Annotated in this window: 16 protein-coding genes; 11 read left to right on the top strand and 5 right to left on the bottom strand. The window is 43.2% G+C overall.

Annotated elements, in window-relative coordinates; genetic code table 11:
* A complete protein-coding gene (locus tag HUW51_RS07110; RefSeq protein WP_185273282.1) occupies nt 1-933 on the bottom strand; it encodes a homoserine kinase in 933 nt (310 codons plus the stop codon).
* A 95-nt stretch (nt 934-1,028) separates the two neighbouring features.
* Nucleotides 1,029-3,473 (bottom strand): bifunctional aspartate kinase/homoserine dehydrogenase I, encoded by a 2,445-nt coding sequence (gene thrA, locus HUW51_RS07105; RefSeq protein ID WP_185273281.1) that lies wholly within the window; start codon nt 3,471-3,473, stop codon nt 1,029-1,031.
* A 1,051-nt stretch (nt 3,474-4,524) separates the two neighbouring features.
* Here thrA and ilvD point away from each other — a divergent pair.
* From ilvD to ilvA, 6 genes are all read left to right on the top strand, one after another.
* Complete coding sequence (ilvD, locus tag HUW51_RS07100) at nt 4,525-6,228, top strand: dihydroxy-acid dehydratase (protein WP_185273280.1); 1,704 nt, start codon at nt 4,525-4,527, stop codon at nt 6,226-6,228.
* 144 nt (nt 6,229-6,372) lie between these two features.
* Nucleotides 6,373-6,951, top strand: a complete 579-nt coding sequence (locus HUW51_RS07095; protein WP_185273279.1) for an O-methyltransferase — start codon at nt 6,373-6,375, stop codon at nt 6,949-6,951.
* Nucleotides 6,952-7,083: 132 nt separating this feature from the next.
* Entirely contained in the window at nt 7,084-8,829 is a 1,746-nt protein-coding gene (ilvB, locus tag HUW51_RS07090) for a biosynthetic-type acetolactate synthase large subunit (RefSeq protein ID WP_228466959.1), read from the top strand.
* Between the two features lie 150 nt (nt 8,830-8,979).
* Nucleotides 8,980-9,543 carry an acetolactate synthase small subunit gene (gene ilvN / locus HUW51_RS07085; protein ID WP_185273278.1) on the top strand — a complete coding sequence of 188 codons (564 nt, stop codon included), beginning with the start codon at nt 8,980-8,982 and terminating at the stop codon, nt 9,541-9,543.
* Nucleotides 9,544-9,656: 113 nt separating this feature from the next.
* The gene (gene ilvC, locus HUW51_RS07080) at nt 9,657-10,703 is read left to right on the top strand and encodes a ketol-acid reductoisomerase (protein WP_185273277.1); all 1,047 of its coding nucleotides are present in this window, start codon (nt 9,657-9,659) and stop codon (nt 10,701-10,703) included.
* A 149-nt stretch (nt 10,704-10,852) separates the two neighbouring features.
* A complete protein-coding gene (gene ilvA, locus HUW51_RS07075) occupies nt 10,853-12,130 on the top strand; it encodes a threonine ammonia-lyase (protein WP_185273276.1) in 1,278 nt (425 codons plus the stop codon).
* 290 nt (nt 12,131-12,420) lie between these two features.
* Here the strand turns inward: ilvA and HUW51_RS07070 are convergent, their stop codons facing one another.
* Nucleotides 12,421-13,263, bottom strand: coding sequence for a sugar phosphate isomerase/epimerase family protein (locus HUW51_RS07070; protein ID WP_185273275.1), 843 nt, complete (start codon nt 13,261-13,263; stop codon nt 12,421-12,423).
* Nucleotides 13,264-13,567: 304 nt separating this feature from the next.
* Between HUW51_RS07070 and HUW51_RS07065 the strand changes: the two genes are divergently transcribed.
* Nucleotides 13,568-13,957, top strand: coding sequence for a response regulator (locus HUW51_RS07065; RefSeq protein ID WP_228466958.1), 390 nt, complete (start codon nt 13,568-13,570; stop codon nt 13,955-13,957).
* 8 nt (nt 13,958-13,965) lie between these two features.
* Here the strand turns inward: HUW51_RS07065 and HUW51_RS07060 are convergent, their stop codons facing one another.
* Both HUW51_RS07060 and HUW51_RS07055 read right to left on the bottom strand, forming a co-directional pair.
* Entirely contained in the window at nt 13,966-16,524 is a 2,559-nt protein-coding gene (locus tag HUW51_RS07060) for an ABC transporter permease (protein WP_228466957.1), read from the bottom strand.
* A gap of 166 nt (nt 16,525-16,690) precedes the next feature.
* The gene (locus HUW51_RS07055) at nt 16,691-17,371 is read right to left on the bottom strand and encodes an ABC transporter ATP-binding protein (RefSeq protein WP_185273273.1); all 681 of its coding nucleotides are present in this window, start codon (nt 17,369-17,371) and stop codon (nt 16,691-16,693) included.
* Between the two features lie 235 nt (nt 17,372-17,606).
* Between HUW51_RS07055 and HUW51_RS07050 the strand changes: the two genes are divergently transcribed.
* From HUW51_RS07050 to HUW51_RS07035, 4 genes are all read left to right on the top strand, one after another.
* Complete coding sequence (locus HUW51_RS07050; protein ID WP_228466956.1) at nt 17,607-18,290, top strand: arylesterase; 684 nt, start codon at nt 17,607-17,609, stop codon at nt 18,288-18,290.
* A 70-nt stretch (nt 18,291-18,360) separates the two neighbouring features.
* Nucleotides 18,361-19,509: a ribonuclease D gene (locus HUW51_RS07045; RefSeq protein ID WP_185273272.1), complete on the top strand. Its 1,149-nt coding sequence runs from the start codon at nt 18,361-18,363 to the stop codon at nt 19,507-19,509.
* A 751-nt stretch (nt 19,510-20,260) separates the two neighbouring features.
* The gene (locus HUW51_RS07040) at nt 20,261-25,390 is read left to right on the top strand and encodes an ice-binding family protein (RefSeq protein ID WP_185273271.1); all 5,130 of its coding nucleotides are present in this window, start codon (nt 20,261-20,263) and stop codon (nt 25,388-25,390) included.
* Nucleotides 25,391-25,450: 60 nt separating this feature from the next.
* Nucleotides 25,451-26,419, top strand: a complete 969-nt coding sequence (locus HUW51_RS07035; protein WP_228466955.1) for a PorP/SprF family type IX secretion system membrane protein — start codon at nt 25,451-25,453, stop codon at nt 26,417-26,419.
* The last annotated feature ends 13 nt before the right edge of the window (nt 26,420-26,432 follow it).

The following is a 26,432-nucleotide window of genomic DNA, read 5'->3' as shown; positions in this document are numbered from 1 at the left end:
TTAAATCACTTTTGGCCCTTGATTATTTACCCGGGATACGTAATCAATATTATCAATTTCGTAGTGGGTAAAAGCTTTTTTCATGGCGGCGGCAATTTGGGTAGCTTCTTCCTGCGAGCGGCTTAAGGCAAACATGCTGGGGCCGGAGCCAGAAATACAGCAACCCAGGGCACCGGCTTCTAAGGCGGCTTCTTTTACGGCATCGTACCCCGGAATCAGAATAGAGCGGATAGGTTCGATAATGGCATCTTCCAGCGACCGGCCAATAAGTCCATAATCGCCTTTCATTAAACCAGCAATTAAACCGCCTACGTTGCCCCATTGTTTCACGGCGTCTTTCAGCGAAATGCCTTGGCGTAAAATTTTGCGGGCATCTTCGGTTTTTACCTCAATCTGCGGGTGAATAATGGTACAGTATAATTCTTCGGGGTAGGGAATAGAGATAATATCCAGTGGATCGTAAGACCGAACCAAAACAAAACCACCTAAGAGGGCAGGCGCTACATTGTCGGCATGGGCTACGCCACAAGCGGCTTTTTCGCCCTGCATGGCAAATTGTACCAGATTCTCTTTGCTGATGGGATTACCTAATAATTCGTTAGCGGCAAAAACACTGGCAGCCGCACTTGCCGAACTGGACCCAATACCGCTGCCGGGTTTAATTTTTTTAGTAAAAGTTATTTCAAACCCTTGGTCGGAACCCAGGTGCGATAAATATGCCTGCAACGAAACCACAGCGGTATTTTTGTTTACATCCGCTGGAAAAACGGTGTCTTGGGTTTGATTCAGGACCGAAATACCCGGGCTGTCTTTTAAACTTACTTGGATTTCATCGCCCGGATTGTCTAGCGCAAACCCTAATATATCGAACCCGCAGGCCACGTTTGCAACGGTAGCCGGCGAGAATATTTTTATACTGTTACTATCTTTCATTTTTTTAGTCGATAGCCCATAGACGATAGTCCATGGTAATATCTTTTCTTTAAATCCTTGATGATGTCCAGCGACTATGGACCATGGACTATTTTTTAATTCGCAATCCGGATAATATCGGCGAATACGCCAGCCGCGGTTACTTCTGCTCCGGCACCGGACCCTTTCACAATAAGCGGTTGCACCTTGTAACGCTCCGTAGTGAACAAAATAATATTATCGGAACCGGAAACCGAATAAAACGGATGGCTTTTCTCTACTTCGCGTAATTCAATGCGTGCTTTGCCATCTTCCCAGGATGCTACTAAACGGTAGCCTTTGCCTTGTTTTTCTACTTCGGCGCGCTGGGCTTCAAACGTATCTTCGTAAGTCCGCAGGTTTTGCCAGAACTCATCCATCGGGGAATCCTGTAAGCAGTTGGCCGGTAAAAACGGCTTAATATGCACATCTTCTAGTTCCAGATTGTCACCGGTTTCGCGGGCCAGAATCATAATTTTTCGGGCTACGTCTTTGCCGCTCAAGTCAATGCGGGGATCTGGTTCGGCGTAACCTAAATCCATGGCTTCCTGCACTACGGTACTTAGTTTTTTATCGGCGCTTACGGTGTTAAACAAGTAATTCATAGTGCCCGAGAAAATACCTTCAATCTTCAATACGGTATCGCCGCTCCGGATTAAATCAGTTAAGGTACTAATTATAGGTAAGCCGGCACCTACGTTGGTTTCGTATAAGTATTTTACGCCCCGCTTGGCAGCCAGGCTTTTTAATTCTTTGTACGTGTGGTAGTTGCTGGAAGCCGCAATTTTGTTAGGTGTTACAATGGAAATGCTTCTTTCCAGCAAAAACTTATAAGTAGCAGCTACTTCGGAGTTAGCGGTACAATCTACGAAAATGGCATTCGCTAAATTTAACTCGGCTATCCGGTCTACAAATACCTCAATGTTCGATTCCTGTCCATCATTCTCCAAAGCTTCTTCCCAACTTTGCCACGGAATACCAGTTTCGTTAAATACCGCTTTTTTGCTGTTAGTTATGCCAATCAGCTTTATATCAATCGCTAAAGTTTTGTACAGATTAGGCGCCTGGTTTTTAATCTGCTTTAATAAAGTAGCGCCTACCGTACCGGTACCTACCACAAATAAATGCAGGGTTTTTACATCCGAAAGGAAGAACGCTTCGTGAATGGTATTTAAAGCTTTTTCTTCGTCTTTCTTCTGGATAACGCAGGAAATATTGAGCTCCGAAGTACCCTGGGCTATGGCTATTATGTTTATACCGTTGCGGCCTAACGAACTGAACAGTTTCCCGGCAATACCCGGTGTATTACGCATATTCGAACCAACCAAGGCCACAATGGCCAAATCGTTTTGAATATTTACTTTATCTACAATGCCTGCCTGAATTTCCAGTTGAAACTCTTGCTCAATAGCGCGTTGTGCCCGGATAGAATCGCGTTGATTAATACCTACGCTAATGGAGTGCTCCGAAGAGGCTTGGGTAATTAAAATAACGTTTACTTTTTGAGTAGCTAAAGCGCCAAAAAAGCGCATGGCAATACCGCTGGCACCTACCATGCCGCTGCCCGAAATAGTAAGTAAAGCTATGTTTTCGATGGACGCAATACCTTTCACCGGCGCTTCGCTTTGGCGCGGATTATGGGTTATTTGGGTGCCAGGTGCATCTGGCTCGAAAGTGTTTTTTAACCTAATCGGAATTTTCTTACTCAGTGCTGGCTGAATGGTAGGCGGATAAATAATCTTGGCTCCGAAATAAGAAAGCTCCAGGGCCTCTTCGTACGATAATTCTTCAATTGGAATAGCATTTTTTACCCGGCGCGGGTCGGCGGTCATCATACCACTTACATCCGTCCAGATTTCCAAACTAGCCGAATCTAAAGCAGCAGCCACAATAGCCGCCGTATAATCGGAGCCACCCCGGCCCAAAGTGGTAGTTTCGCCGTGTTCGGTGGTGGCCACAAAGCCCGGAACTACCGGTAACTCCTCGGTTCCGCTTAAGTATTGTTTAATACGGGTATTAGTTAACTCAAAATTTACTTTCGCATTGCCGTAGGTCCGGTCGCTTACAATAAGCTGGCGGTAATCGGCGGCAAAAGCAGGCAAACCGTTTTCTTTAAAAGCTTCGGCTACCAGGTACGACGATAAACGCTCCCCAAAGCTTTGAATGAAATCCAGGGTTTTCAGGCTAAGTTCTTTCACCAGAAAAACGCCCTGTAATATATCTTCGAGTTCGTTGAGTAAGAATTTTACGTTGGCAATAATAGCACTTTGGCGCGTAGCATGAATGAGTTCTTTAACCGTGGCCAGGTGGCGCTCTTCAATCTTTTTAAGCTCTTGCTTATAAGTCAGGTCGCCTTTTTCGGCTAACCGGCTAATATTAATTAAGCTGTCCGTAACTCCACCAAACGCCGAAACTACTACTGCTAACTCATGCACCGAGGAGTGTGATTTTACCACTCCCAGCACTTTTAAGATATTCTCCGGGGTACTCACCGAAGAACCGCCAAATTTTAAAACTATCATGCGAACGTTTATAAAAACTAAAAAAAACTTTAGCGATGCTCTCTACATCGTTAAAGTACAATAGAATAATGTTGATTTTACCAGATTTAAAAACCTGAATTTTTTTGCGAGGCGAAAGAAACTCGATAATTTTCAAAATCTCAAAACAAAGTAAACAAAACTTTCAGTCAGTTACTTAATTTATTACGTTGTGTCTAACAACAAAAAGTGATTTGTTATAAAATGCCCCTGGCTAAAAGCAAAAAAGGGAATATGCCGGACTAATTTACTGCAGTAGTTTAATTGTTTCCGTTAATAAATAATTGGAATAAATGGGGCAGCTAAAATCCGGGAAATACAAATTTTTAAAAATTTGCTGAAGTAAAGCAGCGTGCTACAATAGAGATAATAAATTGATTAGGCCAAACTAAGAAATTCTTTTATGAGGCAGGACTTTAAATAAATTAGATAAAGCTGACTTTCTTATGGATGGAGAAATGTAGGGGCATTGAAGAAAAATAAATAGTGAAAACTTAATGTTTTTGCTTGATTATCAGGGAGTAGTTGTTTGGTTTAAAAGATGATTTTTGTAATTTTCATCATTTTATAAAAATGAGAGCATAAAATTTTAAAATTTCATAACGTACTCCTTTAAATGATTTTTCTGTTGTAAAATTTTAAATAAAACTAAATTTAGAGTTGATGAATATCGGACTGAAATCAAAAAAATAGAATAAAAATTAAAATCTTAATTTTTGGTTTTTAAAAATTGTTTTTACATTAGCGACGCTTTAACAAACAAAATAAGCAAAACAAGATTTCATGCTGTTTACTTCATCTGTCCTGAACCGAATTATTCTTAGCGTCATTATCGACGCTAAACGATGGATGGTGTAATCTATTTTGATAAAATATAATCGGCGCCATTCCTTCAACAGAGTGGCGCTTTTTTTTACCATAATAGTTTTAATTAAAGGCATGACAAGCTAATAAGTTTTAGTTATAGCAGAGTCTAAGATTTAAAAATAAGGCAATTAAATAACCTTAAAAGCTTTAAAATAAAGGAACAAAAATGAGTACTACATTAAACCGTTACAGTTACCTCGTTACCCAGGAAGAAACCAATCCGGCCGCCCAGGCTATGTTGCACGCTATTGGCTTAAGCAACGACGACCTGAAAAAAGCACAGGTAGGAGTGGTGAGTACCGGGTTCGATGGCAACCCCTGCAACATGCACCTGAATGATTTAGCTAAACTGGTTAAAAATGGGGTGAATACCACAGAGGATGTACTTGGTTTAGTGTTCCATACCATTGGAGTAAGTGATGGTATTTCGATGGGAACGCCGGGTATGCGTTATTCCTTGCCCTCGCGCGATCTAATTGCAGATTCAATTGAAACAGTGGTAAATGCCCAAAGCTACGATGGCGTAGTAGCGGTGGTAGGTTGCGACAAGAATATGCCAGGAGCTCTTATCAGCTTTGCCCGTTTAAACCGGCCTGCAATTATGGTATACGGGGGGACTATTGAGCCCGGTAACTACTGCGATGCGGCCGGAAAATTTACTGGTAAAAAATTAGATATTGTTTCGGCGTTTGAAGCGTTGGGTGAAAAATACGCCGGTACTATTTCACCGGAAGATTTTAAAGGGGTAATAGAACATGCTTGCCCCGGGGCTGGTGCCTGCGGTGGGATGTATACTGCCAATACTATGGCGTCTGCCGCCGAAGCCATGGGAATGACCTTACCTTATAATTCTTCTAACCCGGCTATTAGCCCGGAAAAAGCCGAAGAATCGGTACAGGCTGGTATTGCCATCCGGGAGCTTCTGGCTAAAGATATTAAGCCTTTGGATATCATGACCAAAAAGGCTTTTGAAAATGCCATGGTGGTGCTGACCGTTTTAGGTGGTTCTACCAATGCAGTATTACACTTATTAGCGATTGCCAAAACTGCCGGAGTAGATTTAACCATCGATGATTTCCAACGCATTAGCGATAAAACCCCGCTTCTAGCCGATATGAAGCCTAGTGGCAAATACCACATGGAAGCCGTTCATAAAATTGGTGGTATTCCGGCTGTTATGAAAATGTTACTGAAAGCTGGTTTGTTACACGGTGATTGTTTAACCGTTACCGGTAAAACCGTTGCCGAAAATTTAGAGAATGTACCCGACTTGGCCGAAGGGCAAGATGTAATTATGCCACTGGATCAGCCGATAAAAGAAACGGGCCACATCCGCATTCTGTATGGTAATTTAGCCGAGCAAGGTGGGGTTGCTAAAATAACCGGTAAAGAAGGTGAGTTATTCACCGGTACTGCGGTGGTATTCGACGGCGAGTTTGAAGCCAACGAGGGTATTTTGTCGGGTAAGGTAAAAGAAGGCGATGTGTTGGTAATCCGGTACGAAGGTCCGCAAGGAGGACCGGGTATGCCTGAAATGCTGAAACCTACTTCTTTAATTATGGGAGCGGGCTTAGGTAAATCGGTAGCTTTAATTACCGATGGCCGTTTCTCGGGTGGTACGCACGGTTTTGTGGTAGGCCACATTACCCCGGAAGCGCATATAGGCGGAATGATTGGTCTACTCCAGAATGGCGATAAAATTACCATTGATGCCGTGAACAACCGCTTAGAAGTAGACCTGAGCGAAGAAGAAATTGCGAAACGCCGTGCTGCCTGGCAGCCCCGGCCATTGCGCAAAAATTCGGGTATTTTATATAAGTACGCTAAATCGGTTTCCTCAGCCTCCGAAGGCTGTGTAACAGATAGATAACTTTAAATAAACAGACCTAAGTTGCTTTTATTAAGGAACCTAAGTTGTAAAGAAAACAGGTAAATAGCCGGTTTTACTCCTTATAAATAATAAGAGCAGTTCAGAAAAATAAAATTTTAAAAAATAAGCAAAGAGCCAGTACAAATGACCGAAGAAATAAACCAACCTTTGCCGACCTATTACGCGGCAATAAACGAAGCTACGCAGGCTTCGGGTTTTACCATGGCTTCGGATGTACTCACTTGTTCTTTGCTGCGCACCTTGGCGGCTACTAAACCGGCGGCTAAGTTTCTGGAACTCGGAACCGGAACCGGTCTTTCTACTGCCTGGATTCTGGACGGGATGGACAAAGATTCTACCTTGGTTTCGGTGGATAACAGTGCCGATTTTTTAAAAATTACGCAAGATTTTCTGGGCCACGACGAACGCCTACAGCTTATTTGCTCCGACGGCGGCGATTGGGTAGCACAGAATAAGAATCAAAAGTTCGATTATATTTTTGCCGATACCTGGCACGGGAAATACTTGTTGTTAGATGAAGTGCTGGAAATGCTGAATACCAGCGGGTTGTATATTATTGATGATATGCTGCCCCAGCCTAATTGGCCGGATGGTCATGCCCAAAAAGCAACCAAGCTTCTTCAGGTTTTAGACCAGCGAAACGATTTAGTACTGACAAAGCAAGTCTGGGCAACCGGCATTGTAATAGCAGTAAAAAAATAAAAATACTTAAATAGATGAATTCTACTGAGATATAATTAGTTAATATCTAAGGAGTGTTTCTAATTAATTTAAAAAATAATTAAATATCTCTACTCCGCAAACGGGCCAGGAGTGGAACAAATACAAAATGTTATGAACGCAGCAGTAGCAGAAATCACCGAAAAGGAAGAGCAAGCAATAACAGAAACAAGAATGGTAACAGGCGCTCAGGGGCTCTTGCTAGCATTACTGGAAGAAGGCGTCGACACTATTTTTGGCTATCCGGGAGGAGCTATTATGCCCATTTACGATGCCTTGTATGATTTCAAAGATCAGCTAAACCACTATCTGGTACGCCACGAGCAAGGCGGGGCGCATGCGGCTCAGGGTTATGCCCGTATCACCGGTAAACCAGGGGTTTGTTTTGCTACTTCCGGACCAGGCGCTACTAATTTAATTACGGGTATTGCCGATGCCCAGATTGATTCTACTCCTTTAGTATGCATTACAGGGCAGGTGTTTTCGCATTTGCTGGGTACCGACGCTTTTCAGGAAACAGATGTATTAGGCGTTACCATGCCGGTAACCAAATGGAACATACAGGTAACCCGCGCCGAAGATATTCCGGATGCGGTTGCTAAAGCCTTTTACATTGCTACTTCTGGCCGTCCGGGTCCGGTTTTGGTGGATATAACCAAGGATGCCCAAAACGCTACCTTTGAGTATAGTTATAAAAAATGCAAACGCATTTCTAGCTATTACCCGGTGCCCAAGTTAAACGAAAAGGCTATTGCGGAAGCCGCTGAATTAATTAATAATGCCCAGAAACCTTATGTATTATGGGGGCAAGGCGTTATATTATCTCACGCCCAGGAAGATTTAAAAGCTTTTATCGAAAAAGCAGGTATACCGGCAGCCTGGACCATTATGGGCTTAGCGGGTTTGCCCACCGATCATCCCTTAAATGTGGGTATGCTGGGCATGCACGGTAATTATGGGCCTAACTTATTAACTAACGAGTGCGATGTAATGATTGCCATTGGGATGCGCTTCGATGACCGGGTAACCGGCGATTTAAAACGATATGCCCGGCAAGCTAAAATTATTCATATTGAAATAGACCCGGCCGAAATTAATAAGAACGTACGGGTAGATGTAGCCGTTAACGCCGATGCGAAAGCTGCTTTGCAAGCCTTATTGCCTTTAATTAACGAGAACAAGCACGAAGCCTGGTTACAAAAATTTAATGAGTGTGCCCAAATTGAGTACACCAAAGTAATGGCACCTGAGATTGCGCCAACAACCGGAAAAGTAAAAATGGCGGAAGTTATTCATCAGGTTTCGGAGTTATCAGAAGGTAAAGCGGTAATTGTTACTGACGTAGGGCAGCACCAGATGACAGCAATGCGGTACTATAGATTTAAAGATATGCGCCGCAGTAACATTACTTCTGGAGGTTTAGGCACCATGGGTTTTTGCTTACCCGCAGCCATGGGCGCGAAGGTGGGTGCCCCAGATCGTCAGGTAATTGCCGTAATTGGGGATGGTGGCTTCCAGATGACGTTGCAGGAACTAGGCTGTATTTTTCAATATCAGATTGGTGTGAAAGTGTTGATCCTGAACAACAACTTCCTGGGAATGGTACGGCAGTGGCAGCAATTATTTCATCAGAAACGCTACTCATTTACCGAGATGGTAAACCCGGATTTCGTTGGCATTGCCAAAGCTTATGGTATTTCTGGCAATAAAGTAACCGAGCGGGACAACCTGCAAGAAGCTATCCAAACTATGCTCGATCACCAAGGACCTTACGTGTTAGAAGTAGTAGTAGAGAAAGAAGACAACGTGTTCCCGATGGTACCAGCCGGGGATTCTGTAGCTAACATTCGGTTATCTTAAAATACTATAAATAAGGTTCCTTCTTCTTAGGAGAGGAAGGAACCCTAACAAAATTTTAAAATTTTCCTTTTAAGAAGGAAATTTGGGTCGGCGTTTATACCACCAGTTAATAATAAATTTAAAAAAAGCACATCGTATTTATAAAAAGCCATGGCGATTGATGATTATCAGATAGATTCGGGCGAGGAAAAAACTTACACCATATTTGCGTTTACCGAAAACAAAGTTGGTCTGCTTAACCGCATTACCATCGTATTTACCCGGCGGCACATTAACATCGAAAGTATTACGGTCTCCGAGTCGGAAGTACAAAATGTATATCGCTATACTATTATTGTTAAAACTACCTATGCCCAGGTAGAAAAACTGGTAAAACAAATTGCCAAGCAAGTGGATGTCCTGCGGGCTTCTTTTTATCCCGAAGAAGAAACTATCTTTCAGGAAATTGCGATGTATAAAATTCCGATGAGCTCTATGATTAATGGCAGCCAGGTAGAACAAATTGTACGCGACAGCTACGCCCGTATTTTAACGGTAGATCCGCAATACATCATTATCGAGAAAACGGGGCACATCGAAGAAACCCGCGAATTATTCGAGAAGTTATCACCGTTTGGTATTCTACAATTTGTGCGCAGCGGCCGGGTGGCTATTACCAAGCACATGAAAGATTTAAGCACGTACCTGCGCGAACAGGAAGAAGCTTATTTGTAATTTAGATGTTCGATTGTTTGATTTTCTATTTTTTAAAATTATTCGGTTAAAATTCGAACATCCAATATCCAAAAAGAAACCTATTATAATAATCTATAAACTATTTAAAAACAATGGCAAAAATCAACTTTGGCGGAACTGAAGAAAGTGTTGTAACCCGGGAAGAATTCCCTTTGGAGCAAGCAAGAGAAGTTTTAAAAAATGAAACAATTGCGGTACTCGGTTACGGCGTGCAAGGTCCCGGCCAGGCATTAAACCTGCGCGACAATGGCTTTAATGTAATTGTTGGGCAGCGGAAAGATTCAAAAACCTGGGAGAAAGCCGTAAACGATGGCTGGGTACCCGGTGAAACTTTATTTGAATTAGAAGAAGCCTGCGAGCGCGGTACTATTTTGCAATTCTTACTATCAGACGCTGGCCAGATTGCAGCTTGGCCGATGGTAAAAAGCCATTTAAAACCAGGCAAAACCTTGTATTTCTCGCATGGTTTCGGCGTTACCTTTAAAGAGCGTACCGGTATTGTTCCTCCGGCCGATGTAGATGTAATTCTGGTAGCTCCTAAAGGTTCTGGTACCAGCTTGCGCCGCATGTTCCTGGAAGGTAAAGGTTTGAACTCTAGCTTTGCTATTTTCCAGGATGCTTCTGGTAAAGCTCGTGAAAAAGTAATTGCCTTGGGTATTGGCGTAGGTTCTGGTTACTTATTCGAAACTGATTTCAAAAAAGAAGTATATTCTGACTTAACCGGTGAGCGCGGTACTTTAATGGGCGCTTTAGCGGGTATTTTGGAAGCACAGTACAATCTGTTACGCAAAAAAGGCCATTCTCCTTCGGAGTCGTTCAACGAGACCGTAGAAGAATTAACTGAAAGCTTAATTTTGTTAGTAGCCGAAAATGGCATGGATTGGATGTACGCTAACTGCTCTACCACTGCGCAACGTGGTGCTTTAGACTGGAAAAACAAATTCCGGGATGCAGTTGCTCCGGTGTTTGAAGACTTATACGAAAGCGTAGCAACCGGTAACGAAGCACAACGCTCTATTGATACCAACAGCCAACCCGATTACCGCGAAAAACTAGATGCAGAATTAGCAGAACTGCGCAATTCAGAAATGTGGCAAGCCGGCGCTCAGGTGCGCAAGCTACGCCCTCAAAATAATTAATATTAGTTGTTAGTTACTCGTTGTTCGTTATTCGAGCGAGCAAAGAAAAACTTTAATTCAGATTATACTTTGAGTTTTAGTTCAATCAGTTTCGCATCCGGATTTTTAGCGAACAACGAGCAACTAACAACGAATAACGAAATAATATCATGTCGGAAGAAGAAGTTGCGGTGGAAAAGGCCACGCTGGTGCGAGCCGAAGATGTAAAACTTGCCGCTACCCGTTTGCAACAGGTAGTAAACCATACCCCCTTACTGCGCAGTGTTAACCTCTCAGAAAAGTACCAGGCCAATATTTACCTGAAACGGGAAGATTTACAGGTAGTGCGGTCGTATAAATTGCGTGGAGCTTACAATAAAATTAGCAGTTTAGCTCCTGAACAATTAAAAAACGGGATCGTTTGCGCCAGTGCGGGAAATCACGCTCAAGGCGTGGCTTACTCTTGCCATAAGCTCGGGATTAAAGGCCACATTTTTATGCCTGTAACTACCCCGCAGCAAAAACTAAAGCAAGTACAATTATTCGGCAAAGAGCACGTAGAAATAGTACTTACCGGCGATACCTTCGACGATTCGTACTTCCAGGCTTTAACCTTCTCGAATCAAAATAATAAAGTTTTTATTCACCCCTTTGATGATCCGCAGGTAATTGCGGGCCAGGGTACGGTTGGCTTAGAGATATTAGATTCTATTCCGGAGCCAGTAGATTTACTGTTATTACCCGTTGGGGGAGGTGGTTTAGCGGCTGGAGTTTCTAGTTATTTCCGGGAAGAAAGCCCGCAAACTGCCATTATTGGTGTGGAGCCGGAAGGTGCCCCGGCCATGAAAAACTCCATTGAAGCCGGCGAAAAAATAACACTGGACCACATTGATAAGTTTGTGGATGGGGCCGCGGTAAAATCTGTGGGCGAATTAACCTTACAGATCTGCCGGGAAAACCTGGATGAAGTAATTACTGTGCCCGAAGGTAAAGTGTGCTCTACTATTCTGCAGCTTTACAACGAAGAAGCTATGGTGGTAGAACCCGCCGGCGCCCTTAGTATTGCGGCTTTAGATTTTGTACAAGACCAAATTGTTGGTAAAACCGTAGTGTGCGTAGTTAGCGGCGGCAACAACGATATTACCCGCACCGAAGAAATAAAAGAGCGTTCGCTACTTTACGAGGGCTTGAAGCACTATTTTATCGTTAATTTCCCGCAACGGGCCGGCGCTTTAAAAGAATTTGTAAATGATATTTTAGGGCCCACTGACGATATCACGCATTTTGAGTATACCAAAAAGAATAGCCGCGAAAAAGGTCCGGCCTTGGTAGGTATAGAATTAAAAAACCGCGCCGATTTTGACGGATTAGTACAACGGATGGCCGAACGTAATTTTAATTGCCAATACATTAACAACCGGCCAGAGTTTTACCACTTTATTATTTGATAGTACTGCGTAAAAACTACAGCGTAAGAAATTAAAAAATTTAAAAAAGCTTTAGTGCCGGCAGCGCTAAAGCTTTTTTATTGAAGCTGTTTCGTGTTTGGCTTAAAAACAAAGTCAGTTGCTGGGGTACTAGGTTTACCATTCACGGAGAAGCAAGCTTGCTAACCGAAAGCTTGCTGGTGAAAATACTGAAGTTGTCCGAAGCAGGAATAATGTATAAAACTTACCGGACTTGCATATCCACCAGCTTAAGCTGGCGGATACTCGTAATAATTTAAAATTTTAAAAATTTAGATTAAGCGCATAACGCCCCGGGTATAACCTACTGATTCGGCTAAACCAGGTACCGGATCGGTGGCATTTTTCTCGTATTCCATGGAAACACTGCCGGTATATTTAATTTTTAACAAAGCCTTCAAAAAACCAGGAATATCAATTACGCCGCGACCAATTTCGGTGGGAGTATCTTTTTCGGTATTACCGGTTACATCTTTAATATGCACATCATAAAGGCGATCGGCAAAGCGCAAGGTATCTTTTACCGGGTCTAAACCAATCCGTTGCGTGTGACCAATATCAATGCACAGGCCAATGCGTTTATCTAAATTTTTAATTTTTTCATAAACTGTTTCGGGGCTGGGGTATACTTTATCGCCGGGGCCATGGTTATGGATGGCTAAGCGCATATTATATTCTTTTACCTTTTTTTCGGTGTAGGGCAACAGTTCATGATTGGGTACGCCCACAATCATACTTACGCCGGCGTTTTTGGCGTAAGCAAAAGCCCGGTCTACCTCCTGCTCTGATTTCATGTAAATTACCCCAACACCATATAAATTAATGCCCGCTTTCCGTACTTTATCGGTCATGGCCTGTAACTCGGCGGGGCTTGCCATCATGGGCAAATGCATATCCTTCAGCGATACTTGCTTTAACTCCAGGCGTTGTAAAATGCTAATGGTTTCGTCTAAGTTAAACTTATGTAAAGTGTAAGATGCCAGGCCTAGTTTCAGGCGTTCAGGTTTAGACGTAGCCGGCGTTTGAGCCGCCAAATTTGTTATATTAAAAGGAGTTAAACTAGCGGCAAAACCAATGCCGGCCGTTTTCAGGAAATCATTACGGGTATACTTCATGGTATAAAATTACTGGATTAAAGGCTTTTTAAACGCTTGTAAGTTACCTAAAGTAAGAGGTTGTTTAATTAGTTGCAAGGTATTCTAAATCAAATATTGCCGGTAACGTTGCCAAAGTAAAAAGGCACTAGAAACCAGTGGGCGTTCGTAGAAGGGCTTATTTTTGAATTTTTTGGATATTTACTAGATAATAATTGGATGCAATTTTTAAGAGTCTTTATATTTATTTAATTCAAAATCAGCGATTAATTAATTATTTATCTTTACAATCAATTACAATATAAGATAGAAAAAATTAGTACTGATGGGAGAATTACAAATTCTTTTAGCTGAAGATAATAAGCTTAACCAATTGATGATCAAGAAGGTGTTAGAGGATTTTGGCTTTGCTTTAGATATAGTGGAGACTGGCAAAGCAGCAGTAGAGAAACTCGCTAACCAACATTATGATCTTATTTTAATGGATGTGCACATGCCCGAAATGGATGGATATACTGCCACCAAATACATCCGGGAAAATATGGGCGCAAAAAGTAATATTCCAATAATTGTGGTTACAAGCCCCAGCGACCGGCTCGAGCATATTAATTCGTTGTTATTGGGAGCAAATACTTTTATTTCTAAACCTATTGATCCGGAAGAATTATTTACCGAGATAACGACGTTGGTTATAAAAAATCCGGTCTGGAATTAATTTAAAAATTAAGCTATTTCGCTCCGTAAAACCTCTAAAGGGGGACGATTTAGTATGCTCCGGCTGTTAAATAAACCAATTACCACGGTTAATAAGGTAACCAGTAAAAATAACACAACAATAGGCGTCCAGTTGGGGGTAAAAGCAATTTCGAACGAAAAATGAGCAAGAGCCCAACTGCCTCCTAAAGCCAGAATTAAACCGGTTGCTGCTGCTAAAGCACCTAAAAAAAAGTACTCCAGAGCAGTAATAATAAGTATTTGCCGGCGGCTGGCCCCTAAGGTTCGGAGGAGTACGCTTTCTTGCACCCGTTGAAATTTGCTGATTAACACGGAGCCAATAAGCACTAAAATACCAGTGGCAATGCTAAACCCAGCCATAAACCGGATAACAAACGCAATTTTACTTAAAATCTCGTCCAGGGTTGTTAAAATAAGCGCTAAATCAATAACCGAAACGTTCGGGAACCGGGTAACTAAAGCTCGCTGAAAATCAGCAGAATTTTTATTAGAACTTACTTGGGTGGCAATTACGTGAAACTGGGGTGCTTCTTCCAGAATACCTTTTGGGAAAAGTACCAGAAAATTGCTTTGAATGCGGTTCCAATCTACCTTCCGGAAGCTTCCCACTATAGTTTGAACCGGAGCTCCCTGCACATTAAATAATAACGTATCGCCTAATTTTACTTTCATTCTTTCGGCAAAACTCTCATCTAGCGATACGTAAATTGTATCATCTAAACCGGTGGCGGTACCGTGCCATTTCCCTTGGGTAATTTTTTCTGAGCTAATCAGGCTATCGCGGTAAGTAACCCGGTATTCGCGGGTAAAGGCCCAGTCCGGTACTCCGAGTGTGCTGTCTTTTCGGTATTCGGCATCAGTTAAGTTATTTATTTTTTCGAGGCGCATGGTAACAATGGGCACTTGCTGCATTAAGGGCAATTTATACTGCTGCGCTAAGGACGCCACTTGTTCTTTCTGCGCGGTTTGGATATCAAATAATACCATATTGGGTTGGTTGCCGCTCGCCGATAAAGTTACCCGCCCAATAAGTAAACTCTGAATAAAAAACAGAGTAGCAATTAAACCGGTACCCAAGCCAATGGCCACAATTAAAATAAGGGTTTGGTTATTGGGCCGGTACAGGTTGGCGATACTTTGCCGCCATAAATAACTCCAGGATACCGGAAAGAATTTCCGGACCAGCCACACCAGTAAAGTAGCCATACCCGCTAACACCAGAAATGCCAAAATTAGAGCGCCGGTAAAATAGACAGCTTGTAACAAAGTATCCATCTGCAAGGCGGCAAAGCCCAATACAAATAGAATAATTAAGCCATACACTCCCCAGCGCCAGGAATCCGGCCGTAGATTTTCGGTTTCGAAGGAAGCGCGTAGCGTATTAAGCGGCGATATATTTCTGATGGAAACTAAGGGCAGCAAGGCGAACAAAAAAGAAATAAAAATGCCGGTACTAATGCCCAGCAATACCGCTTTCCAGGAAACACTTACTGTAATGGCTACCGGTAAAAAGTCGGCTAAAATTACGGGCAAAACCCGTTGTACTAAAGTGCCTAAGCCTGCCCCAATTACCGAGCCTATAAACCCCATTACTAGGATTTGAATTAAATAAATAAAAAAAGCTTGTTTGCTTTGCGTGCCCAAGCAACGGAGAATAGCAATAGTCTGAATTTTTTCTTTAATGTAAATATGTACCGCGCTAGCTACTCCCACGCAGCCCAACAATAAGGCAATAAAGCCAACTAAAGTTAAAAATCGCGTTAAATCGCCAAATGCTTTTCCGGTATTCTCTTTTTTAGATTTTACCGTTTCGTAATTAAGCCCATCTTTTTCGAGCTTTGGCTCTATTTGTTTTACCAGTTTTTCTACGTTGGTGCCAGGCGGAAACTGGTAGTAAAACCGATAGTTAATCCGGCTGCCTTTTTGCATTAAACCCGTTTGGTCTAAATATTCCATCGGGATGTAAACGGCCGGAGCCATGGTAGTAGTAATACCCGCCTGGCCGGGTATTTTGTTTAATTCCCCAACAATCTTAAAAGTAAGATTACCGATTTTTACAGAGTCGCCGGGCCGGGCATTGAATTGCAATAGCACCGTTTTATCTACCAAAGCGTTCTGGCCATTCCGGAAAGTACGACTGGCGGTAGCTGGGGTAGTTTCAATAGCGCCATAAAAGGGATAATTACCCTGAAGAGCCCGGATTTGTACCAATCGGCTACCGCCATTTTTTGGAAACAAAATCATGGAAGCAAAATAATTTTCCTGAGCTTGTTTGCCTCCTAAATCGCGCAGGAGCTTCTGCATGGGTTTCTCGACGGCCTTGTTTGTGTAAATGCCTAAATCTGCCCCCAGTAAAGTTTTAGCCTGGTCATCAATGTCGTCGCGTAGGTTATCGCTAAAAGATTGAATGGCAACCAAAGCCGCAATTCCTAAGATGATGGAAGAAACAAACAGCAGCAAGCGCGAACGATTTCGGCGGCTATCGCGCCAAGCCATTTTTAAAAGCCAGGCTGGTTGTAATGTTGGTTTAATTAATATTCTATCCATTTCTTTTTAGACATAAGTATCAAGACACAAGTAAGCAGGACTTGCCTTAATACTAAAATAGAGGAAATTAAGCGGAAGTCTTTTACTATTAGGTTGCACCTGTTTTATTAAAGAACGAGTGATTAAACCCTGTCCTGATTCCTGATACTTACTACTTGCTACCATTTTAAGCCATTACCGAATCCGAAATAACTTGACCGCCTTTTACCCGGATGAGTCGTTGCGTTTTGCCGGCCAGTTCCATGTCGTGGGTAACTAAAACCAAGGTTGTGCCTTGCTCGCGGTTTAGTTCAAAAAGCAGATTTACTACTTTTTCGCTGGTTTCGGCATCCAGGTTTCCGGTAGGCTCATCGGCAAATAAAATTTTGGGCTGGTTAGAAAAAGCACGGGCTAAAGCTACCCGCTGTTGCTCGCCACCAGAAAGTTGCGTAGGGTAATGATGATGGCGGTTGTGCAAACCTACCCGTTCGAGTAACTCCAAAGCTCTTTTTCCAACATTTTTTTCGCCGCGTAATTCCAACGGCACCATTACATTTTCTAAGGCCGTAAGCGTGGGTATTAATTGAAAATTCTGAAAAATAAAACCTACGTGTTGGTTCCGGACCTGGGCCCGTTCATCTTCCGAGAGCTGTTCTAATCGGATGCCGTTTAATTCCACGGAACCGGTAGTGGCGGCATCTAAACCGGCGCATAAACCAAGTAAAGTCGTTTTGCCGCTTCCGGATGGGCCTACAATAGCAAAGGTATCGCCGGCGTTCAGGGAAAAAGAAATATTTTGTAAAACAGGAAGCTCTTTGCCGCCGCTCCGGTACGATTTACCGAGCTGCTCCACGCGTAGTATTGCCACAGTGCTGAATTTCTGGTTAGGTAATTATATCTTCAAACGTTTTAGAAATCTGTTTGCATATAGATTTCCGGAATTAATTAAAATTGGTACTTACGCGTATCTCGGAAATAAAGCTAACCGGTAAAATATTTTGCGCGTACTAAAACAAAGTTTAAACTTTAAACTTGCAGCTAGAAAACCAACAGGTTGTTCTACATGTTTTTGTATTTTAATAAAAATTTAAAAATTAATACCTGTGCGTACTTATTTAAACCTTCTTTTTGCGTCTTTTTTCGTACTACTGGCTTCTGGCTGTAATAACGGCAACTCCGAAGAAAAAAGTGCTGTGGCCGGGCAGTCGGTACCTGCTGAAAAGAAGAAACCTGTAGTTATGAAAAGTATTTTATTTTTTGGTAATAGTTTAACAGCTGGTTACGGCTTGCAGCCTTCCGAAGCTTTCCCGGCCTTGATTCAAAAAAAAATAGATTCATTAAACCTGCCTTATAAGGTAATAAATGCGGGCTTAAGCGGCGAAACCTCGGCGGGTGGTAAGAGCCGGATTGATTGGCTTTTAAAACAACCTGTAGACGTATTTGTGCTGGAATTGGGTGCTAACGATGGTTTACGGGGTATTCCGCCTCAATCTACGAAAGATAATTTGCAGGCCATTATTGATAAAGTTAAAGCCAAGTACCCGGAGGTTAAAATTGTGCTCGCGGGCATGGAGATTCCACCCAGTATGGGCGGTGCTTACGCCGCGCAGTTCCGGGTAGTATTTAGGCAACTAGCCGAAAAAAATAACATAGCTTTTATTCCGTTTTTGCTCGAAGGAGTAGCCGGAGAACGTAGTTTAAACCAAGGCGACGGCGTGCATCCAACGGCTAAAGGTCAGGAAATATTGGCGAAAAACACCTGGGAAGTTTTAAAAGAGGTATTGTAAAAAGCAGCTAAAGTATTTGCTTTAAACATTATAATTGTAAATTGCTGCTTGTTGCGCTAAACACGTAAGTATGGGTCAAGGGTTGCGGCTTACCGGTCGTTTTTATTCTTATATTTCATCCGAGGTTGATTTTCTGGCGGCTATTCCGCAATTAGCCAACGCACCGGAACTGGCATTGGATTTAGAATTTGACGATAACCGGTACACTTACGGGTTAAATTTATGTTTAGTGCAGGTGGCTACCCGTCAGCAATGCTTCCTGATAGATCCGTTTACGATTAAAAACCTGGAACCACTTTGGGAGTTAATTGATAATCCGGCTATAATTAAAATTATTCATTCGTCTACGAATGATATTCTTCTTTTAAAAAAATTAGGTTGTCGCCCGCGGGGTGTTTTTGATACCGAAATTGCGGCTCGCTTGTTAAATTACCAGCGTACCTCTTACGCTAATATTCTGCAAGTCCTTTTTAACATTGAAGTAGATAAAACCAACCAGGTAAGTAACTGGAATACCCGCCCCTTATCTGATGCCCAACTGGCTTATGCCGCTACAGATGTGTTGCATTTGCACGAGTTAAAAGACGTGCTTTGGCAAGAACTTTTAAACTTAGAGCGCCAGGAATGGCTCGCCGAAGAATGCCGGCTATTAGAAGATTTAGAAATAAAAGAACAGTCTGACCGGCATTTAAAATTAAAAGGTTCGGAGCGGCTAACGTACTTCCAGCAACACTTATTAAAGCAACTTTTCCTTTTCCGTAACCAACTGGCTCAGAAAACGAACCGCCCCCCGGCCATGGTAATTGCCAACGAAACGCTGGTGGCATTGGCTCTGCAGCCAGTTTCGGATTTTAGAAGTTGGCAGGCTACTAAAGGCTTAATGGGGCAGTTAAAAGAGAATCAAACCTTCCGGGAGTACCGGCAGGTATTAGATGCTGCCGAACAAGAAGCCGAAGACCTGCAATTAACCCATCAGCGACCTTTCCGGCCCCGCCGGCCGGAGCCACTAATAAGCAACGACGAATCAGTGGTGCGGCGGCAGAAAATCCAGGTTGTGCAAAGTCATATTGCACAAGCAGTAGGAGATAATGTAGTAAATATGATTTTGCCCGCTGCCATGATTAACGAGTATGCCGAAGGTAAGCCCCTGGAATATAAGAAAGAGTATGCCCGCCAAGTAATTGAGCAAACCGCCGCAGACTTACATATCACTTTATAAGGTTATTTTTTAAGATTGCCGCAAAATGTAACAAAGAGCGGCCTGTTTGAGCTTTCTTAGTTTTTGCCGCCCGGCTGCAAATTTGCTGGATAAACATCTTTTACTTAACTACTTACTTCTGTCTATATATTGACGGATTGTAAATCTGTAATTTTTTAAAAAAGTTCTTACTGGAGTTGAGGTGTAAATCAATAACAAAATGAAGCTGTATAGCCTTTATAGAAATAGAGGTAATATTCGCCTTTGGGGGTGTCTGCACTACCAAAACGGGATAGTTCCACAAAATACTATTTGCCTCTAGCTGGTAGCTTTAATTGTTCAATTTTAGAATGCTAAACAACTTCAAATTTTAAAATTTCTGCCTTTCTGCAAACTATTATGCACGTGCTAAAATTTTTTTAGCATTTAATACGTACTACTAATCGGGATATTGTTATAAATTAATGGGATTGTTTAGTTTAATATTTAAATAATTATATTATGTCTATCTTTTAGCTTTAGCTGGCTTAAGTTTTTACTGGTTGTATTATGCAGGTGAGATTGATAATTCGGATATTAAGATTTATAAATGGTATAATGGTCTGGTTTTAGAGTTTAATGCCTATATTGTATTAATAGCCAGTTTTTTTATTAAGAACTTGTTAGTAATAAATAAACTATTTAAATAAATTTGCTTAGATGTAAATTGCATTTATTATTGCTTCTAAATTTTTAACTGATGCGGATTAAATTATACTGCGTAGTGGGTTAAATGAAAAAAATTATACTTCTGGTTGTTGCGTTTGTTGGTTTTTCAATTGGTGGGTTTAGTCAAGTAAGGCCATCTTTAGGTACTGCTGCCGATTTTACTATTTTGGCGGCTACCGGTATTTATAACAAAGATGTTACCAGAGTAAGTGGCAATTTAGGGGTTTGGCCAGGTAACGTGCTGCAAGGATTTACAGCCGGTATGATTAATGGAACTACTTACCTGGGAGATGCTGCGGCGCAAAAAGCCCAAGCCGATTTAGAAGCAGCTTATAATTCTATTAACGGTTTAACAACTACTCCGGGCAAAAACTTAACCGGTACTTCTATTAATGGCCAGATTTTAGGGCCGGGAATTTATACTTTTGATAATACTACCACACTAAGCGGCACCATTAGCCTGGATGCGGCCAACGATCCTAATGCTATTTTTATTTTTCAGGTAAAAGGAGGTTTAATTACGGCGGCCAATACTACCATCCGTTTGTTAAATAACGCCCGGCGAATGAATATTTTCTGGCAGGTAACCGATACTGTAAATATTGGTGCTCGCGCCAATATGGCTGGTAGCATTCTGGCAAAAAATTCTATTCGATTGGGTAAAGAAGCCGTAATAAACGGAGGACGTTTGTTATCGTTGAGTAATAAAGTAGTATTAAATAAAAATAATCCGGTTACTACCTCTACCGATCTGGGAATTACTAAAACCAAAAGTTTAGGGGCTAATGGCGTAAACCCGTACTCTGTAGGCGAAGAAGTTACTTTTACGATTGTTGCCCGCAATTACGGCCCCATTAACGACTATAATGTTAAAATTGTAGACCAGTTAGATATCGATTTGGAGTACCTGGGAGCTACTGCCCAAAGTTCTATTCCGGGTAAACAGGTAAATACGTTTTCGTACAATAGAGATTCCCGCGTTTTTCAATGGATCGGTGCCGAGTTCCGGAATGGGGAAACAGTTACTCTTACCATAAAAGTTAAAATTAAAAACTCGGGTGGGATAGGCAATACGGCTACTATTCTGGGTACTGTTACCGACGATAATTTCGATAATAACTCGGCCAGTATAGTACCGGCTATTTGCGCTAAAATTCCGGATCCGGGAACACTTACTGGTCCAACGGCGGTTTGTTTCGGAAGCAATACCAACGTGTTTAGTGTAGCTGCAATTTCGGGAGTGCAATCATACACTTGGGTTGTGCCAAGTGGCTGGAGAATAATTCCGAACGTTAACGGAGAACCGCCGAGTAATACCATTACCGTAGAAGTGCCTGAGAGTACGTCGGGGGAACCAGTAGCCGCCGAAGGCATTGTTTCTGTTACGGTAAACAATGGCTGCGGCGATAGCGATCCTGCCGTTCTGGAGGTTACCGCTTCTAATCTAATTACAGCGCCTCCCGGCCCTATTACTACTACCGACCCAGACGGGTTAAACCCCTGTATCCGGACGAGCGATACTTATTTTACTTATCGAATAGACGAGGTGCCAAATGTAACCGGCTACGAGTGGGTGATCGGAACGCCCGCCGATTCAACAGATAAAGGTGGCTGGCAAATAGTTTCGGGGCAAAATACCACACAAATTAGAGTAAAAGCCGGCCAAAAAGAAGTGTTTATTTGGGTAAAAGCAATCAATATTTGCGGGCCAAGTCCTGCCAGTTTTATTCGTGTTACTCCTTCCGTGACCAATCCAACCAAACCTACTGCTATAACCGGGCCTACTGCCGTGTGCGTGGGCTCTCCAAGCGGAGTGTTTACGGTAACTAACCAACCGGGTACCCGCTACATCTGGACAGTACCATCCGGTTGGTCTTTAACCGGGCAAGGAACAAACCAAATTAGCGTAACGGCGCCTGTTTCGGCGGCTAATACTACGGGTACTATAACTGTAGCTGCAGCTAATAATTGCGGCACATCCGAAGCAGTAGCCATTTCGGTAACGGCAGTTAATACTATTACGGCTGTATCTATTTCTTCGGGTTCCGTTACTCCGTGCGTTAACGCTACTGTTGTTTACCGGGTTCAGGCATTAGGGGCAACATCTTTTACCTGGCAGGCATCAGGTAATTTAGAATTGGTTGGAAGCACAACCGCTGATTCTGTTTCGGTGATAATAAAGCCGGGAGGAGGAACCTTAAGTGTAATTTTAAAAAATGATTGTGGCGCTAACCAGAAGCAATCGGTAGTAATTACGCCCCCGGTACCAATAAGTACCCCGGCAAGCATTCAGGCAGCTACGGCTGTATTTTGCACCGGCACAACTGGGCTGGTGTACTCGGTAGCCGAAGTAAGCGGCGCCAGTGGCTATGCCTGGAAAATTACCGGAGCTGACGGTAAACCGGCGGCCGGCTGGCGAATAACGGCTACCAGCCCCGATCAGAGAACAATTACTGTAACTGCCGGCAGCGAACCCGCCATTATTTCGGTTTCGGCATTAAGCAACTGCGGCGCCAGTACCGCGCAAACATTAACGGCAACTCCCGTTAAATCGCCACCACCAGTGCCAGGTACTATTACGGGCAATGCCAATGTTTGCGCGGGCAATACCAATCTGCGGTATTCTATTAAGCCGGTGCCAGGGGCAACTTCTTATACCTGGACAATACCAACCGGCAGTGGCTGGGCCATTGTTTCGGGCCAGGGAACAACCCAGATTTTAGTGAAAGCGGGTGCTACCGAAGGCTTCATTACCGTGCGATCTAAAAATATTTGCGGCGAAAGTGCCGTGGCCAGTCAAAAAGCCATTGTTCCTTCTACTGCCAAGCCACCAACTCCCGGAGCTATTGTGGCGAGTAAAACTTCGGTTTGTATCAATGAGCCAAATGTAACTTTTACTGTTCCGGCTATACCTGGGGTTTCCTTGTACGCTTGGACTGTACCCGAAGGCTGGGCCATTACTTCCGGACAAACTACTAACAGCATTACTGTTACTGCCGGCAGTACCGGCGGATCGGTGTATGTGGTAGCTTATAACAATTGCGGACCCGGAAAAAGTAGTACCCCTCTGGCAGTTGCGGTTAATGATAAACCAACTGCTCCGGTGGCCATTTCGGGCGAAACTATTGCTTGCAGCGGCAGCGTAGGTAATAAGTATAAAGTACCGAATATGCCAGGAGCCACCAGCTATGTATGGAGCTTGCCCACCGGCTGGACGATTACGGCTGGGGCAGGAACTTCAGAAATTACCGTTGCGGCTACCGATGCTGCCGGCACTATTTCGGTAAGAGCCAAAAATGCTTGTTTTGAGAGTGATGCTACTACTTTAGCGGTGAAAACCAGCACCACCGAACCCGCCACTTTAGGGCCGATTACCGGTAGCAGCATCGTATGCCGCAGCCAATCCGAGATTACGTATCAAGTAACTCCTAATGCAGATGTATCCAACTATACCTGGTCCGTACCTCCGGGCTGGTCTATTACTTCGGGGCAAGGCACTCCGAGTATTAAAGTATTGGCCGCTAATAATGCCGGTATTATTTCAGTATTAGCAAAAAATGGCTGTGGAGTAGCTGCTAGCCCCAGCAGTTTACCGGTAAGTGTTTCGGAAGAAGTAGCGTTAACGCCTGGCGCTATTACCGGTAAAAACCAGGTTTGTGGCAGCGAAACCAATTTAACGTATACTATTGCCGAGGTAAATGGCGCTTCCGGTTATCTATGGGAAGTTCCGGAAGCAACTGGTTGGCAGATTGTTTCGGGGCAGGGTACTACTTCCATTACTGTACGGGCCGGAGTTCAAAACGGGGCTGTTCGTGTAAAAGCTATTGGGGATTGTGGGCCCGGGCCGGCAAGTACCTTCGCTGTAAATGTATCGGTGTTACCAACCGGGCCAATTCAGATTATAGGTACTAAAGAACAATGCGCTGGCAGTACCGAGCAAGTATACCAGATTGCCGCTATACCGGGTGCTGTAACCTATACCTGGCAAGTACCCCCGGATTGGGTAATCGAAGGAGGGCAGGGAACTCCCGCCATTCGGGTAACAGTCGGAGAAACGCTGGGTACAGTACAAGTAATAGCTACTGCGGCTTGTTCCGCTAGTATTACGGGTACTTTAGCCGTAGTATCGTCGGTAGATGCCATTACTACGCCAGGACCTATTGGCGGCGATAGTAATTCGTTGATTTGCAGTAATCAAACCGGTATAACGTATTCGATTGAACCAGTACCCGGGGCGACAGCTTACTGCTGGGAATTAACACCATCAGCGGGTTGGGTTATTACTTCGGGTCAAGGTACTACTCAAATTCAGGTAACAGCCGGATCGCAACCGGCTACTATTTCGGTGCGTGCCATTAGTGGCTGTGGTATCAGCGATGTTTCTACTGTAGATGCAGTTCCCGGCAGTGCTGCCGAGATTAATATTGGCGCTATCACCGGACCAGGCAATACTTGTTCGAACCAAACAGAACTAACTTATTCCATTGCACCGGTGGGAGGCGCTACCGGATACAAATGGAGTTTGCCGCCTACCTGGAAAATTACTTCCGGCGAGAACACTAATAAAATTATCGTAACTGCGGGTTCCCAATCCGGTGAAATATCCGTGGTTGCCTTTAATTCTTGTATTACCAGCAATCCGGCAACTTTATCTGTAACACTTAATCCGGCGCCGGTAGCTCCTTTGCAAATAAAAGACGAAAGCTCCGCTTGTATTGGCCTGGTTTACACCGTAGATGCCGTACCGGGCGCAGCGAGTTACAACTGGTTGGTACCAAAAGGATGGCGGATAATTGATGGACAAGGATCAACCTTAATTCGGGTGGCTGCTCCGGAAAACAGTAGAGAAGGAATAATCCGGGTAACTACGCAAACGGGCAGTTGCAGCAGCGCCGCCACTTCGTTAACCGTAGATCCGAGTATTGGTTCTGGCAACCTGCAGGTAGCCAATGTGTTTTCGCCAAACGGCGATGGCGTGAACGATACCTGGACGATTACAAATATTCAGAATTATCCGGATAACGAAGTGGTGCTGATAAACCGTTGGGGAAGTGAAGTGTACAAAGCTAAGTCGTATAAAAACAACTGGACGGGCAACAACCTGACCGATGGCACTTATTACTACGTATTACGGGTAAAAGTTTGCGACGGAACGTACAGAACCCAGAAGGGCTATGTTATGATAATGCGGTAAAATAAAGGGCAACAGTTACCTCTAAATTTTAAAAATTTAAAAAATTACCTAACAGCTATCATGCGGTTAGTGCAAAATACCGGATATATGCAAAAAGTTTTACTGGTAATAATGGGTGCGTTGCTGAGCCTGAATGGCTGGGCGCAGCAAAATGCGCAGTACACGCAATATATATTCAATGGTTTAGGCATTAACCCGGCCTATGCCGGTAGTAAAGGTATTATTAACGTAAACGGGATTTACCGCACGCAATGGGTAGGTTTAGAAGGGGCTCCTACTACGCAAACCATTAGTGTAGATGGTGCCATAGCGAAACAGAAAATAGGTTTGGGCTTGCTGATAATTAACGATCGGATTGGTGCCCAAGGACAAAAAAGTGTACTAACCAATACCGCTTTCCGGATAAATGTAGCCGAAAATGCCCGGCTTGCCCTAGGAATTGCAGCAGGCATTTCGCAGTACTACACCGATGGTACTTTGTTAAATACCAACAACCCAACCTACGACCCAACCATACCTACTACCAAAATAAGCACCTTATTACCTGATACAAAAGCAGGGTTGTTTTTTAATACCGAACGTTTGTACGTGGGCCTGTCGGCTTCTAATTTAATAAATTTTAAAAATAAGTTTGTGGCAACCCCGGCCCGCCATTTTTATCTGACATCGGGGTATATTATTCCGTTAAACGATTGGCTCACCTTTAAGCCTAGTTTTTTAATTAAAGAAGATTTTAAAAGTCCCACGAATATTGATGTAAACGCTTTTATGCTGATCGGTGACCGGGTTTGGTTGGGTGGCTCTTACCGGACCGGCACGAAAACTTTTAAAAACAATGATCAGGATTTAGATGTATCGAATGCCTGGGCGTTGGCCACCGAAATTTACCTGAGCGAAAAAGTAAAGGTAGGTTACGCTCACGATTTTACCTTAACCAGCCTGCGGGAATATGCCGGGCATGAACTATCTTTAGGCTTTTACTTTTTTCGGAAAGAAGAAAGCCGGACGTTAAGTATTCGTTATTTTTAAAAAAAACCAGCTT

It is taken from the genome of Adhaeribacter swui (genome assembly GCF_014217805.1).
GTDB classification, from domain to species: Bacteria; Bacteroidota; Bacteroidia; order Cytophagales; family Hymenobacteraceae; genus Adhaeribacter; species Adhaeribacter swui.
The sequence above is the reverse complement of the archived record's forward strand: the minus strand, read 5'-3'. Positions and strand labels throughout refer to the sequence as shown.

Coding starts and splice junctions, on each gene's coding strand:
- HUW51_RS07110 (WP_185273282.1), bottom strand. CDS start 933: ATGAAAGATAGTAACAGTATAAAAATATTCTCGCCGGCTACCGTTGCA.
- thrA (WP_185273281.1), bottom strand. CDS start 3,473: ATGATAGTTTTAAAATTTGGCGGTTCTTCGGTGAGTACCCCGGAGAAT.
- ilvD (WP_185273280.1), top strand. CDS start 4,525: ATGAGTACTACATTAAACCGTTACAGTTACCTCGTTACCCAGGAAGAA.
- HUW51_RS07095 (WP_185273279.1), top strand. CDS start 6,373: ATGACCGAAGAAATAAACCAACCTTTGCCGACCTATTACGCGGCAATA.
- ilvB (WP_228466959.1), top strand. CDS start 7,084: ATGAACGCAGCAGTAGCAGAAATCACCGAAAAGGAAGAGCAAGCAATA.
- ilvN (WP_185273278.1), top strand. CDS start 8,980: ATGGCGATTGATGATTATCAGATAGATTCGGGCGAGGAAAAAACTTAC.
- ilvC (WP_185273277.1), top strand. CDS start 9,657: ATGGCAAAAATCAACTTTGGCGGAACTGAAGAAAGTGTTGTAACCCGG.
- ilvA (WP_185273276.1), top strand. CDS start 10,853: ATGTCGGAAGAAGAAGTTGCGGTGGAAAAGGCCACGCTGGTGCGAGCC.
- HUW51_RS07070 (WP_185273275.1), bottom strand. CDS start 13,263: ATGAAGTATACCCGTAATGATTTCCTGAAAACGGCCGGCATTGGTTTT.
- HUW51_RS07065 (WP_228466958.1), top strand. CDS start 13,568: ATGGGAGAATTACAAATTCTTTTAGCTGAAGATAATAAGCTTAACCAA.
- HUW51_RS07060 (WP_228466957.1), bottom strand. CDS start 16,524: ATGGATAGAATATTAATTAAACCAACATTACAACCAGCCTGGCTTTTA.
- HUW51_RS07045 (WP_185273272.1), top strand. CDS start 18,361: ATGGGTCAAGGGTTGCGGCTTACCGGTCGTTTTTATTCTTATATTTCA.
- HUW51_RS07040 (WP_185273271.1), top strand. CDS start 20,261: ATGAAAAAAATTATACTTCTGGTTGTTGCGTTTGTTGGTTTTTCAATT.
- HUW51_RS07035 (WP_228466955.1), top strand. CDS start 25,451: ATGCGGTTAGTGCAAAATACCGGATATATGCAAAAAGTTTTACTGGTA.